Source organism: Streptomyces sp. NPDC043685 (assembly GCF_056436585.1).
The window spans coordinates 514,535-527,120 of the sequence record NZ_JBWKCH010000006.1 but is presented as its reverse complement, the minus strand read 5'-3'; the positions used below and the strand labels follow the sequence as shown (position 1 = coordinate 527,120).

11 protein-coding genes and 1 pseudogene are annotated in these 12,586 nt (G+C 71.1%); 7 read left to right on the top strand and 5 right to left on the bottom strand.

Going from position 1 to position 12,586, the window contains the following annotated elements:
* Positions 1-2 precede the first annotated feature (2 nt).
* The 5 genes from AC0665_RS22240 (at position 3) to AC0665_RS22220 (ending at position 5,139) form a co-directional block, all read left to right on the top strand.
* Entirely contained in the window at positions 3-1,337 is a 1,335-nt protein-coding gene (locus AC0665_RS22240) for a sulfate adenylyltransferase subunit 1 (RefSeq protein WP_468403079.1), read from the top strand.
* Between the two features lie 222 nt (positions 1,338-1,559).
* Entirely contained in the window at positions 1,560-2,663 is a 1,104-nt protein-coding gene (locus AC0665_RS22235) for an ABC transporter substrate-binding protein (protein WP_478705640.1), read from the top strand.
* A 46-nt stretch (positions 2,664-2,709) separates the two neighbouring features.
* A complete protein-coding gene (locus AC0665_RS22230) occupies positions 2,710-3,498 on the top strand; it encodes an ABC transporter ATP-binding protein (protein WP_363119208.1) in 789 nt (262 codons plus the stop codon).
* Positions 3,485-4,381, top strand: a complete 897-nt coding sequence (locus AC0665_RS22225) for an ABC transporter permease (RefSeq protein ID WP_478510350.1) — start codon at positions 3,485-3,487, stop codon at positions 4,379-4,381. Before AC0665_RS22230 ends, AC0665_RS22225 begins: the two co-directional genes overlap by 14 nt.
* 5 nt (positions 4,382-4,386) lie before the next feature.
* Positions 4,387-5,139 (top strand): sirohydrochlorin chelatase, encoded by a 753-nt coding sequence (locus tag AC0665_RS22220; protein ID WP_478603959.1) that lies wholly within the window; start codon positions 4,387-4,389, stop codon positions 5,137-5,139.
* A 3-nt stretch (positions 5,140-5,142) separates the two neighbouring features.
* On the opposite strand, the gene AC0665_RS22215 is transcribed toward AC0665_RS22220, so the two are convergent.
* The 3 genes from AC0665_RS22215 to AC0665_RS22205 form a co-directional block, all read right to left on the bottom strand.
* A complete protein-coding gene (locus AC0665_RS22215; protein WP_478705639.1) occupies positions 5,143-5,970 on the bottom strand; it encodes a GvpL/GvpF family gas vesicle protein in 828 nt (275 codons plus the stop codon).
* Between the two features lie 179 nt (positions 5,971-6,149).
* Positions 6,150-6,524 carry a nuclear transport factor 2 family protein gene (locus tag AC0665_RS22210; protein ID WP_468403069.1) on the bottom strand — a complete coding sequence of 125 codons (375 nt, stop codon included), beginning with the start codon at positions 6,522-6,524 and terminating at the stop codon, positions 6,150-6,152.
* A complete protein-coding gene (locus AC0665_RS22205; protein WP_478510352.1) occupies positions 6,517-7,065 on the bottom strand; it encodes a DUF1697 domain-containing protein in 549 nt (182 codons plus the stop codon). The genes AC0665_RS22210 and AC0665_RS22205 overlap by 8 nt, the downstream gene beginning before the upstream one ends.
* A gap of 342 nt (positions 7,066-7,407) precedes the next feature.
* On the opposite strand from AC0665_RS22205, the gene AC0665_RS22200 reads away from it, so the two are divergent.
* The gene (locus tag AC0665_RS22200) at positions 7,408-9,660 is read left to right on the top strand and encodes an MMPL family transporter (RefSeq protein WP_468403065.1); all 2,253 of its coding nucleotides are present in this window, start codon (positions 7,408-7,410) and stop codon (positions 9,658-9,660) included.
* 156 nt (positions 9,661-9,816) lie between these two features.
* On the opposite strand, the gene AC0665_RS22195 is transcribed toward AC0665_RS22200, so the two are convergent.
* Positions 9,817-10,134 carry a hypothetical protein gene (locus tag AC0665_RS22195; RefSeq protein ID WP_478705638.1) on the bottom strand — a complete coding sequence of 106 codons (318 nt, stop codon included), beginning with the start codon at positions 10,132-10,134 and terminating at the stop codon, positions 9,817-9,819.
* A 199-nt stretch (positions 10,135-10,333) separates the two neighbouring features.
* Between AC0665_RS22195 and AC0665_RS22190 the strand changes: the two genes are divergently transcribed.
* Positions 10,334-11,284, top strand: coding sequence for a zinc metalloprotease (locus tag AC0665_RS22190; RefSeq protein ID WP_468403061.1), 951 nt, complete (start codon positions 10,334-10,336; stop codon positions 11,282-11,284).
* Between the two features lie 26 nt (positions 11,285-11,310).
* On the opposite strand, the pseudogene mgt reads toward AC0665_RS22190, so the two are convergent.
* A pseudogene (mgt, locus tag AC0665_RS22185) lies at positions 11,311-12,556 on the bottom strand (macrolide-inactivating glycosyltransferase).
* Positions 12,557-12,586 lie beyond the last annotated feature (30 nt).

The following is a 12,586-nucleotide window of genomic DNA, read 5'->3' as shown; positions in this document are numbered from 1 at the left end:
AGATGAGCACCATCACCACCGAGGAACTCGCGGAGACCACCCTCCTGCGGTTCGCCACCGCCGGTTCCGTCGACGACGGCAAGTCCACCCTCGTCGGGCGGCTGCTGCACGACTCCAAGTCGGTCCTCACCGACCAGCTGGAGGCCGTGGAGCGCGTCTCCGCCAGCCGCGGCCAGGAGGCCCCGGACCTCGCGCTGCTCACGGACGGCCTGCGGGCCGAGCGGGAGCAGGGCATCACCATCGACGTGGCGTACCGCTACTTCGCCACACCCCGGCGGCGGTTCATCCTCGCCGACACCCCGGGCCATGTGCAGTACACGCGCAACATGGTGACCGGCGCCTCCACCGCCGAGCTGACGGTGATCCTGGTCGACGCGCGCAACGGCGTCGTCGAGCAGACCCGCCGGCACGCCGCGATCGCCGCCCTGCTGCGCGTCCCGCACGTCGTCCTCGCCGTGAACAAGATGGACCTCGTCGGCTACGAGGAGAAGGTGTTCGCCGCCATCGCCGAGGAGTTCACGGCGTACGCGACCGAGCTGGGCGTCCCCGAGGTCACCGCGATCCCGATCTCGGCGCTCGTCGGCGACAACGTCGTGGACGTCTCCTCCCACATGGACTGGTACGGCGGCCCGACCGTGCTGGAGCACCTGGAGACGGTGCCGGTCAGCCACGACCTGAGCCACTGCCACGCCCGGCTGCCCGTGCAGTACGTGATCCGGCCGCAGAGCGCGGACCACCCGGACTACCGGGGCTACGCCGGTCAGATCGCCGCCGGTTCCTTCCGCGTCGGCGAGTCCGTCACGGTGCTGCCGTCGGGCCGCGCCTCGAGGATCTCCGGCATCGACCTGCTGGGCGAGCCGGTGGACGTGGCCTGGACGACGCAGTCGGTGACCCTCCTGCTGGAGGACGACATCGACATCTCCCGCGGCGACCTGATCGTGCCCAGCAAGGACGCGCCCGCGACCACCCAGGACATCGAGGCGACCGTCTGCCATGTCGCCGACGCCCCGCTGACCGTCGGGCACCGGGTGCTGCTCAAGCACGGCACCCGCACCGTCAAGGCGATCGTCAAGGACATCCCGTCCCGCCTCACGCTGGACGACCTGTCCCTGCACCCGCATCCGGGACAGCTCATCGCCAACGACATCGGCCGGGTGAAGATCCGAACCGCCGAGCCGCTGCCGGTCGACTCCTACGCCGACTCGCGCCGGACCGGCTCGTTCATCCTGATCGACCCGAACGACGGCACCACCCTCACCGCCGGCATGGTCGGCGAGTCCTTCGCGGCGCCGGAGCCGGTCAAGGACGGGTCCGACGACGACGGGTGGGACTTCTGACATGAACTCCCCCGATTTCTACTCGATGTTCGCCAAGGAGGGCGGCCGCGTCGGCAGCGGTGCTCTCGGCAGCGGGCAGGGCGGAGTGGCGCGATGTGTGCGCTGACGTACGCGCACCGCTTGCGCGCCCTCACCCCCCACCGCCGTAGACGAAAACCTGCCGACCTCCCGGCCACGACCTGAAAGACCGTGACCGCCGGGCCTCCGAGAGGACCACCTCCCGTGCCTGCTTCATCCGCTCTTCGCCGCAGTCTCGCGGTCATCGCCACGCTTCCCCTGCTCACTCTGGCCGCCTGCGGCTACGGCTCCCAGGCCGAGGACGACGGCGCCGCCAAGGTCGCCGCCGGGGCGAAGAAGATCGACGGTCTCGACACCGTCAAGATCGGCTACTTCGGCAACCTCACCCACGGCACCGCGCTGGTGGGCTTCCAGCAGGGCATCTTCCAGAAGGCCCTGGGCGCCACCAAGGTCGAGCCGGCCATCTTCAACGCCGGCCCCTCGGAGATCGAGGCGCTGAACTCCAAGTCCATCGACATCGGCTGGATCGGCCCGTCCCCTGCGATCAACGGCTACGTGAAGTCGAACGGCAAGAACCTGCGCATCATCGGCGGTTCGGCGTCCGGCGGCGTGAAGCTCGTGGTGAACCCGGACAAGGTCAAGTCGCTGAAGGGCGTCAAGGGCAAGCGGATCGCGACCCCGCAGCTGGGCAACACGCAGGACGTGGCCTTCCTCAACTGGGCCGCGGAGCAGGGCTGGAAGGTCGACCCGCAGAGCGGCAAGGGCGACGTCACGGTCGTCCGCAGCGACAACAAGGTCACCCCTGACGCCTTCAAGTCGGGTTCCATCGACGGCGCCTGGGTGCCTGAGCCGACCGCGTCGAAGCTGGTCGCCGAGGGCGGCAAGGTGCTGCTCGACGAGTCGACGCTGTGGCCGGACAAGAAGTTCGTGATCACGAACATCATCGTGCGCCAGGACTTCCTGAAGGAGCACCCGAAGGTCGTCGAGGCCGTGCTCAAGGCCTCCGTCGAGACCAACAAGTGGATCAACGCCAACCCGGACGCGGCGAAGCAGGCGGCGAACAAGCGGCTGGAGCAGGACTCCGGCAAGGCGCTGCCCGCCGACGTGCTGGACCCGGCATGGAAGTCGATCCGGTTCACCGACGACCCGCTGGCCTCCACCCTCAACACCGAGGCGGAGCACGCGGTCAAGGCCGGGCTGCTCGAGAAGCCGGACCTGAAGGGCATCTACGACCTCGCGCCGCTGAACAAGGTCCTCAAGGCCGAGGGCGAGCCCGCGGTCGACGACGCCGGTCTCGGCGTGAAGTAAGCCCGCATCCCGAAGCCGCATGAAGAGTTCCCAGGAGGTGACGACCATGGCCACGACCCTCGCCAAGGCCGCAGACGGCACCGAGGCTGCCACGCACGCCGCCCGGATCGCACACGTGTCGAAGTCGTTCGCAGGGCCCGCCGGGCAGCAGCTCGTCCTGGACGACATCACCCTCGATGTCGCGCCCGGAGAGTTCGTCACCCTCCTGGGGGCCTCGGGCTGCGGAAAGTCCACCCTGCTCAACCTGGTGGCGGGCCTGGACCGGCCCACCGCCGGTGAGATCGCCACGGACGGCCGGCCCGCGCTGATGTTCCAGGAGCACGCGCTGTTCCCGTGGCTGACCGCCGGCAAGAACATCGAGCTCGCCCTGAAACTGCGGGGCGTGCCCAAGCCCGAGCGCCGCGAGCGCGCCGAGGAACTGCTCGAACTGGTGCGGCTCAAGGGCGCCTACGGCAAGCGGGTGCACGAGCTGTCGGGCGGTATGCGCCAGCGTGTCGCGCTGGCACGGGCCCTCGCCCAGGAGAGCAAGCTGCTGCTGATGGACGAGCCGTTCGCGGCGCTCGACGCCATCACCCGGGACGTGCTGCACGACGAGCTGACCCGGATCTGGCGCGAGACGCAGGTGTCCGTCCTGTTCGTCACGCACAACGTGCGCGAGGCGGTCCGGCTCGCGCAGCGCGTGGTGCTGCTGTCCTCCCGCCCGGGCCGCATCGCCCGCGAATGGCGGGTGGACATCGCGCATCCGCGCCGCATCGAGGACACCGCCGTGGCGGAGCTGTCCGTAGAGATCACCGAAGAACTGCGTGGGGAGATCCGCCGTCATGGCCAGCACTGATTCGACGACCGCCGCCAAGGACGGCAGCGATCTCGCCGGTCTGGAGGCGGGGCTCGACGCGCTGGAGTCGCGGCAGACGCTCCGTACGCCGCTGCGGCAAACCCTCGTCGAGAAGATCCTGCCGCCCGTTCTCGCCGTCGCGCTGGTGCTGGCCGTCTGGCAGGCGCTCGTGTCTTTCAAGGTCGTCGACGACCCGACCAAGCTGCCCGCTCCGTCCGCGGTGTGGGACGTGGTCCGGACGGCGTGGCTGCGGGGCGAGTTGCTCGACTACATCTGGACCAGCGTCTCGCGCGGTCTGCTCGGCTTCTGCCTCGCCCTCGTGATCGGCACGCCGCTGGGTCTGATCGTCGCCCGGGTGAAGTTCATCCGCGCCGCGATCGGCCCGATCCTGTCGGGCCTGCAGTCCCTGCCGTCGGTCGCCTGGGTGCCCCCGGCGGTGATCTGGCTGGGCCTGAACAACTCGATGATGTACGCGGTGATCCTGCTCGGCGCGGTCCCGTCGATCGCCAACGGCCTGGTCTCCGGTGTCGACCAGGTGCCGCCGCTGTTCCTGCGGGCGGGCCGCACGCTCGGCGCCACCGGCCTGAAGGGCACCTGGCACATCGTCCTTCCGGCCGCCCTGCCCGGCTATGTGGCGGGCCTGAAGCAGGGCTGGGCCTTCTCCTGGCGCTCGCTGATGGCCGCCGAGATCATCGCGTCCTTCCCCGACCTCGGCGTCGGCCTCGGCCAGTTGCTGGAGAACGGCCGCAACGCCAGCGACATGGCCATGGTCTTCGAGGCCATCCTGCTCATCCTGATCGTCGGCATCGCCATCGACCTGCTGATCTTCAGCCCGCTGGAGCGGTGGGTGCTGCGCAGCCGCGGCCTGCTGGTGAAGAGCTGACGCCCATGAACAACAAGCCCGTCCTCCTCGTCATCGCCCACGGCAGCCGCGACCCGCGCCATGCCGCGACGGTGCACGCCCTGGTGCGCCGGGTGCGCGCGACGCGCCCCGACGTGCGGGTGGAGACGGGCTTCCTGGACTTCAACGTCCCCTCGGTGCAGGGGGTCCTGGAGTCCCTCGCGGTGCAGGGCGTGCGCGATGTCGTCGCGCTGCCCCTGCTCCTCACCCGGGCGTTCCACGCGAAGGCCGACATCCCCGCGGTCCTCGCCGACGCGCCCCCGCGGCTGCGCATCCACCAGGCGGACGTCCTCGGCCCGTCCCCCCTGCTCACGGCCGCCCTGGAGCGCCGCCTGCACGAGGCGGGTCTGACCCCCGCCGACAAGTCCTCGACCGGGGTCGTCCTGGCCTCGGCGGGGTCCACCGACCCGGAGGCGATCGCAGTGATCGCAGACATCGCGCGGGAGTGGCGGCACACCGGTTGGTGCGCCGTGCGGCCTGCGTTCGCCTCCGCCGGTTCTCCCGCGGGGTTTCCCCGCACCGAGGACGCCGTACGCGAACTGCGCGCCCTGGGCTGCTCCCGCGTCGCCGTCGCCCCGTACGTCCTGGCCCCCGGCTTCCTCCCGGACCGCATCGCCCGAGGCGCGGCGGACGCGGACGTCCTGGCGGACGTGCTGGGGGCGGCGCCGGAGGTGGCGCGGGTGGTGCTGGAGCGCTACGAGGCGGCGCGGGTGCCGCTGCCGGCGGCTGTGAGCGCCTGACGGTCAGGCCGCCGTCTCCTCGTGCGGTTGCGGCTGGAGCGCGAAGGAGTAGGGGGCCCACGGGCCGCTGATGTCCACGCGGAGGCCGGGGACGCCCCGGGCCGCCGCGAGAACGCCCGTGCGGAACGCCGCGACACGGTCCTTCGGGACGAGGTAGGCGGCGTTGGCGATGTTGGTGCCCGGGACCGGGCCCGCCGGGCTGCCGCGTTCGAGGGTGTGGGCGACGCGGTCGACGGCGAGGGCGTCGGCCGTTTCCGTGAGGCGGGCCGCGGCCAGGGCGACGGTGCGCCAGGCCTCCTCGTTCCTGCGCTGTCTGCGGCGGCGGATGACCTGGTAGGCGCGTCCGACGCCGAGGCCCGTCAGGGGGTCCTGCGCGGGCTCCGTGTCGGCCCCGGGCGGGGTGATGTCCGCAGCGGCGTAGAGCTTGACGCCGAGTTCGACGGAGCCGGTGAGGCGGTCGAGCAGGGAGAGGAAGTAGGCGCGGCGGGTGTCCAGGGCCTGCCGGGCGGTGTCCTCGTCGCGGTAGACGGTGGCCAGGCGCAGGGGGAGCACGGCGGCGCCCGAGGCGGCCAGGGCGGCCACCACGGCGTGGTGGGAGCGGACCGTGGACTCCATCCAGTCCACGTCGTGGAGGTGGGCCTGGAGGGGAGCGTCGGCGTAGTCGGCGGGCGGGACACGGCCGACGGCGAAGGCGAGGCCGGGGCCGGTGATCGCCGGGTCGACCAGGTGGACCGGCTCCCCGGCCACACCGCGCAGGCGGGCGGTGGCGGCCGCGGCCTCGGGGGTGCGGCGCAGGACCGCGTAGGCGTAGACGAGGTTCGTGTCGCTCATGACTGCGGGCTCCTGTCGGTGGCCGTGCGATGCCTCTCGCGATGCTCCGTTCTCGTGCCGTCCGTCCGTAGGTACGGCGGGCGCGGCACAGGTGTTCAGGTGAACGGTGAACGGGCCGGCCCCGACACGAAGGGGCCGGCTGGAGATCTCCTACGCGCCCTGCACGGGGAGCCGCGGCGTCACGTCGCCCGGACGTCGAACGGGGTCGCTTGATGGAACCAGAGCAGCCAACGGCCCTCCGTCCGCCGCCACAGCGAACTGCGGTGGGCGCGGCTGCCGTCGTACGCCGTGTCGTAGGTCAGGTGGACCAGGTCCGGGGCGAGCTGCACGCCGCGCAGGGCGGAGACGGCGACGGGCCGGGCTCCCGGCTCGGTGGTCGCGGCCAGCGAGGCGATGATCGCGGCGCGGCTCCAGTGCCGGCCGGAGGCCCCGAACTCCTGGAAGTCGGGGTGCAGCAGCGCCCCGGCCCGCTCGGGCGAACGCCGGATCTCCGGGGTGAGCAGGGCCAGTTCGCCCTCCATCGCCGCCTCGACGGCCGCGTTGTGCTCAGGCATCTGTCATCTCCACCAGTTTGACGACGGTGTTCCAGTTGCGGGTCGTGGCGATCAGGCCCTTGTTGAGGCGCGGCTTCGACAGGTGTTCGGCCAGTTTGGAGCGGCCCAGGCCCTGCGGCGCGTACAGGTACAGCGCCCGGTCGCCGAGGCGGAACTCCTCGGGGAGGTAGGCCTCTTGGTCGATCTCCGCGAAGCGGTCGGGGGTGACGGGCGCGGAGAAGTAGGTGACGTGGAGCTGCTTGGGCTCCAGGTCGGCGGCCGGGAACGGGCAGGCGTCGGCGATCGCCCGCAGATAGGCGTGGTCGCGCACGATCAGGTCGACCCGGAAGCCGAAGCGCTTCTCGACGGCCCGCGCGATCTGCGCGGCCAGCGTCTCCTCGTCCCCGTGGGCGGAGGCGAACACGGCCTGGCCGCTCTGGAGGTGGGTACGGACGTCGTCGAGACCGAGGTCCGTCAGGAGCGCGCGCAGGTCGGCCATGGGGACCTTCCTGCTCCCGCCCACGTTGATTCCGCGCAGCAGGGCCGCGTATGTCGTCGTCATCCGCTCACGATAAGGCGGCCGTCGTGCCCCGTGGGGGTGGGCACGACGGCCGCTCCGGGCGACTGCCCGGGCCCGTAAATTACTCACCGGTCGTTGTGGGGCACAACCGTCTGCTCAGGATCCACACACCCCGGGGCGGCCCGGCCCGTCCGCCGATAGGTGTAAGGGGCCACCTTCCGTGCGGCTCCTCCCCAGTGGGGAGAGGGCTCGGTCCGCGGGGATGAGGTCCGGCCCCGTCACCTCACCGGGCAGCACGACGAGATGGCCTTATCCGGCCCATACCTTCGTATCGGAAGGGGGCGGCAGGGGGTCGCCACCGCATCACGAGGGGGCAGGCCCGTCATGGGGAACGGAGACATACGGGTGCGGGGTTTCGCCGCCCGGGCCGGCGGCTGGAGCGCCCGGCACCGATGGGCCGCCGTCGGCATCTGGGTGCTGTTCGTCGTTCTGGCGATGGGGCTCGGTTCGGCGGCGGGCCGGGTCGACGTCAAGGACAGCGACCAGTTGAAGGGCGAGACGCACACCGCCGCGCGGATCATCGAGGACGCCGGGATCGACGAGCCGGCCGGTGAGACCGTGCTGATCCAGGCGAAGGGCGGTGACCTGAAGGCGACCGACCGCGAGTTCCGGGACGCCGTCGACGCCGTCGTGCGGGCCGTGGAGGGGACCGGCCGGGTCGCCGAGGTGACCTCGCCGTACGACACGAAAACGATCTCGAAGGACGGCCGCAGCGCGCTGGTGCAGTTCGACATGCGCGGCGAGCCGGACACCGCCGGTGAGCGGGTCGAGCCGGTGCTGAAGGCCGTCGAGAAGGTCCAGCGGGACCACACGTCGCTGCGGATCGAGGAGATCGGCGGCGCCAGCATGATGAAGACGTTCTCCGACGCGTTCGGCAACGACTTCCAGAAGGCCGAGTACTCCGCGGTGCCGGTGGCCTTCGGCATCCTGCTGATCGCGTTCGGCGCGCTGGTCGCGGCGCTGCTGCCGGTGGCGCTGGCGCTCACCGCGATCATGGCGACGATGGGCCTGATGGGCGTGGTCAGCCACATCATGCCGATGAGCGAGACCGCCAACTCCGTGATGCTGCTGGTCGGCATGGCGGTCGGCGTCGACTACTGCCTGTTCTACCTGCGCCGCGAGCGTGAGGAACGCGAGGCCGGGCGGGACGCGCAGACGGCCCTGAGGATCGCCGCCGCGACCAGCGGCCGGGCGATCGTCGTCTCGGGTGTCACCGTGTGCGTGGCGATGGCGGGCATGCTGTTCACCGGTCTCGCCGAGTTCGAGGCGATGGGCCTGGCCTCGCTGATGGTGGTGGCCGTGGCGATGGTGGGCTCCGTGACGGTGCTGCCCGCGCTGCTGTCGCTGCTGGGCGAGCGCGTCGAGAAGGGCCGGATCCCGTTCCTGCGCCGGCGCAAGCCGGGCGGTGGCAGCCAGGACAGCCGGTTCTGGACGGCCGTGCTGCGGCGCGTCCTGGCCAAGCCGGTGATCGCCGTGGCCGTGTCGGCCGGCGCGCTGCTGGCCATCACGGCTCCCGCGCTCGGGATGAAGACGCAGCAGTTCACCCTGGACCAGGAGTTCGGGGACTCGCTGCCCATCGTGGAGACGTACAACCGGCTCAACGACGCCTTCCCGGGCGGCTCCGAGCCGGCCGAGGTGATCGTGAAGGCACGCGACATCAACGCGCCGGAGGTGAAGTCCGCACTGGCCGACTTCCGTGACCGGGCGATCAGTTCGGGTGCCTCCCGGGGCCCGGTGGAGATCAAGCTGCACGACGCGCAGAACGTGGCGTTCGTCTATGTGCCGTTGGTGGGCGGCTCCGACCTGGACAAGGCCGGGGTGAGCCTGGACAAGCTGCGCGACGAGGTGCGTCCGGCCACGCTCGGCAAGGTCGACGGGGTCGAGGCGCCGATCACCGGGCAGGTGGCGGGGTCGAAGGACTTCAACGACCAACTGGCCGGTGCCGTGGTCCCGGTGTTCGCGTTCGTGGTGGTGTTCGCCTTCCTTCTGATGCTGCTGTCGTTCCGCTCGCTGACCATCGCGATCACCTCGATCGTGCTGAACCTGCTGTCGGTGGGCGCCGCGTACGGCATTCTCGTCGCCGTCTTCCAGCACGGCTGGGGCGCGTCCCTGGTGGGTGCGGAGGGTGTCGGGGCGATCATCACCTGGCTGCCGCTGTTCCTCTTCGTGATCCTGTTCGGCCTGTCGATGGACTACCACGTGTTCGTGGTCTCGCGGATCCGTGAGGCGCGGCTGCGGGGCCTGGCGACGAAGGACGCGATCCGGCACGGTGTGGTCACCACGGCCGGGGTGGTCACCAGTGCCGCGGTGATCATGGTCGCCGTGTTCGCGATCTTCGGGACGCTGTCGATGCAGTCCATGAAGCAGATGGGCGTCGGCCTCGCCGCCGCGGTGCTCATCGACGCGACGATCATCCGGGGTGTGCTGCTGCCGGCGGTGATGACGCTGCTCGGCGAGCGCAACTGGTACCTGCCGAAGTGGCTGCACCGGCTGCCGGACCTCACGCACGACGAGACGCCCCAGGCGGTCGCCGGGGCGGCGGCGCGGGACGACGAGGGCGAGCCCCTCAGGGTCTGATCACCGCGGGCGGCATGCGAGGGCCCGTTGGTTGCCTCCGCAACCAACGGGCCCTCGCGCACGCCCCGGCCGGGCCGGCCGCCGCGCCCTGGTCAGGCCGGCCGCCGACGTCCTGTCCGTCCGCCACCGCCCGCTCGTCCGTCCTCCGCTCGCCCGTCAGTTCAGCCGCCGCACCTGGAGCACCCGCGCGTCGCAGCGCACGATCTCCAGCTCGCGGGCCGGGCGGGCGCCCCCGAAGGTGAGGGTGAGGTGACTGTCCGACACCAACTGCCAGCGGCCGGGCACGGCGTCCGGGGCGTCACCGCGTCCCAGGGGGTGGTCGACGACGATGCCGTCGGGGGTGAACTCCATGCCGCGGCGTCCGCGCGCCGGCGGGAAGGGGAAGTCGTCCGGCCGGTAGACCCGCACGTCCTCGTGGTCCTCCTCGTAGGAGTGGAGCCACGAGCGGAACAGGTCCGTCGGAGGCTCTCGCATACCGGCCACCTCGCTCGTTCCATGCCGTCCGCATTGCCGCTCTTATGCCAAAGTGACTAGAATTATCAGTGTATGGGTTCGGAGGGAACGGGCAACCGACCGCTCCGCCCCGGCGTCGCCCGGCCCTCGCGGCGCGTGTCAGAACGCGCATTCCGCAGCCGCGTGCGCGGCACACCCCCTCGCCCTCCCGGGACACCTCATGTCCGATGCGCAGGCATTCCTTCGCGCCACCTCGCCCGACTACAGCCGCTGGTGCGGCGCCATGGAGGTACACCGCAGACTCCTCACCCTGAACCCGGAGTACGCCGAGAACCGGGCCCTGATCGAGAACACCGCGTTCGCCTACGAGTCGATGGAGCAGGTCACCGCCCGGCAGGGCCTGATCGACATCCCCGTCGTGGTGCACGTCGTGTACAGCACCCCCGAGCAGAACGTGAACGACGCCCAGATCCACAGTCAGATCGACGTGCTCAACCGGGACTTCCGGGCGGCGAACCCGGACGTGAGCAAGGTGCCCGAGGTCTGGAAGGACCTGGTGGCCGACGCACGTCTGCAGTTCCACCTCGCCCGGACCGACCCGCTGGGCCGTCCCACGGACGGCATCACGCGGACCAGGAGCGCGAACGCGGACTGGGACACCGACGACCTGGTCAAGTTCAGCCTGAGCGGGGGCCACGACGCCTGGCCCGCGGACATCTATCTGAACCTGTGGGTCTGCCAGTTGCGCCGCGGGCTGCTGGGTTACGCCCAGTTCCCGGGCGGTGCCGCCTCCACGGACGGCGTGGTGATCACGCACAGCGCGTGCGGGACCACCGGCACCGCCGCGGCGCCGTTCGACGGTGGCCGCACGGCCGTGCACGAGATCGGGCACTGGTTGAACCTGCGGCACATCTGGGGCGACGACGACGAGGGGTGCAGCGGCAGCGACTTCGTGGCGGACACCCCCAACCAGGCGGGGGCGAACGCCGGTTCCCCCACCTTCCCCCATGTGACGTGCGGCAACGGGCCGGACGGCGACATGTTCATGAACTACATGGACTACACCGACGACGCCGCGATGTTCATGTTCACCAAGGGGCAGTCGGCGCGGATGGACGCCACGCTCGACAACGCCCGTCTGACCCTCACCCGTCAGGCCGTCGCGGTGTGACGACGACCTGACGCGGCACCGCGGCCTCAGGGCTTGCGGGCGGCCAGTTCGGCTTCGATCAGGTCGGCCGCCCGCCCGGTGCCGCCCTCCTGGGCCGTCCGCTCCTGGAGTTCCTTCAGCCGGCGGGCCACCTCTCGATCCCCGACCAGGGCGAGGCCCGCCTCGCGCAGACTCGCGCCGGTCGCCTCCTCCATGGGCAGGTACCGGGCCACGCCGAGACCCTGGAGCATCTCGGCGTTGCCGAACTGGTCCACGGCCTGCGGCACGGCGATCATCGGAGTGGCGGTGGCCAGGCCCTCCTGACTGCCGCCGGCACCCGCGTGGGTGACGAACAGGTCGGCCTGCCGCAGGATCGCCAACTGCGGTACCCAGGAACGCACTTCGACGTTGCCGGAAACGTCCGCGAACTCGGCCGGGTCGACGTGCTTGCCGACGCAGAGCACCAGATGCCAGCCCGGCAGGTCGCCGAACGCCTCGACGCACTCGCGGTAGAAGCCCGGCTGCTTGGTGAAGGCCGACCCGAGGGAGACGAGCACGACCTTCCCTGCGTCGGCGGGCCGCTGCCAGCCGCCCTCGGCGGCGCGGTCGCCCTGGCAGGCGCCGACGAAGGAGTACACCCGCTCGTCGACGCGGTCGGCGTTCGGCTGGAGCGCCCTGGGCAGCAGGACGATCGAGCGGTCCGGGCGCCCCGCGAAGTCGTCGGGGTGCCGCGTGATCCCGTTCTCCTCCAGCCAGGCGTGGAAGCGGGCGTAGTAGGCGCGGCCCCGCTCGGTCTTCTTCGGCTCCTCCCACAGGGGCCGAAGAACCTCCTCCTCGTATCCCTCCCAGGCGACCATGGCCGGCGAGAGGGAGACAGCGGGGACGCCCCAGCGGTGGGCGAGGACCCGGGCCGGGTAGGAGGCGATGTCGTGCAGGACGAGGTCGGGCTCGTCCCCCTCGTACGCCTCGATCAGCTGCGGCAGGGCCTGGATCGCGTCGTCGAGGAACGGCTCCACGTTGTCCAGCAGCGTGTCGCCCCACGCATCGGGGTCGTCGTCGGGTGAGGGCAGTGTCGTGTTCCAGGGCTTCACCTCGGCGCCGGTGCCCGCGACCTTGTCCGCGAAGACCGGCGGGACGGCGTAGGTGACCCGGTGCCCGCGCGCCACGAGCTCGCGGATCACCTCCAGACTCGGGTTCACGTGGCCGTGGGCGGCGATGGAGAACATGGCGATGTGGGCGCGACCGGTCATGCGCCGGACCTTACGCGAGACGATACGTCTCGTGCAACCTTATTTAGGGTGGCCACTCGAAGCACTCCGGCTG

What these genes read in the sequence shown, in the direction of transcription:
- AC0665_RS22220 (WP_478603959.1), top strand. Translation starts at nt 4,387, where the DNA reads ATGAACAACAAGCCCGTCCTCCTCGTCATCGCCCACGGCAGCCGCGAC.
- AC0665_RS22225 (WP_478510350.1), top strand. Translation starts at nt 3,485, where the DNA reads ATGGCCAGCACTGATTCGACGACCGCCGCCAAGGACGGCAGCGATCTC.
- AC0665_RS22240 (WP_468403079.1), top strand. Translation starts at nt 3, where the DNA reads ATGAGCACCATCACCACCGAGGAACTCGCGGAGACCACCCTCCTGCGG.
- AC0665_RS22205 (WP_478510352.1), bottom strand. Translation starts at nt 7,065, where the DNA reads ATGACGACGACATACGCGGCCCTGCTGCGCGGAATCAACGTGGGCGGG.
- AC0665_RS22195 (WP_478705638.1), bottom strand. Translation starts at nt 10,134, where the DNA reads ATGCGAGAGCCTCCGACGGACCTGTTCCGCTCGTGGCTCCACTCCTAC.
- AC0665_RS22230 (WP_363119208.1), top strand. Translation starts at nt 2,710, where the DNA reads ATGGCCACGACCCTCGCCAAGGCCGCAGACGGCACCGAGGCTGCCACG.
- AC0665_RS22190 (WP_468403061.1), top strand. Translation starts at nt 10,334, where the DNA reads ATGTCCGATGCGCAGGCATTCCTTCGCGCCACCTCGCCCGACTACAGC.
- AC0665_RS22215 (WP_478705639.1), bottom strand. Translation starts at nt 5,970, where the DNA reads ATGAGCGACACGAACCTCGTCTACGCCTACGCGGTCCTGCGCCGCACC.
- AC0665_RS22210 (WP_468403069.1), bottom strand. Translation starts at nt 6,524, where the DNA reads ATGCCTGAGCACAACGCGGCCGTCGAGGCGGCGATGGAGGGCGAACTG.
- AC0665_RS22200 (WP_468403065.1), top strand. Translation starts at nt 7,408, where the DNA reads ATGGGGAACGGAGACATACGGGTGCGGGGTTTCGCCGCCCGGGCCGGC.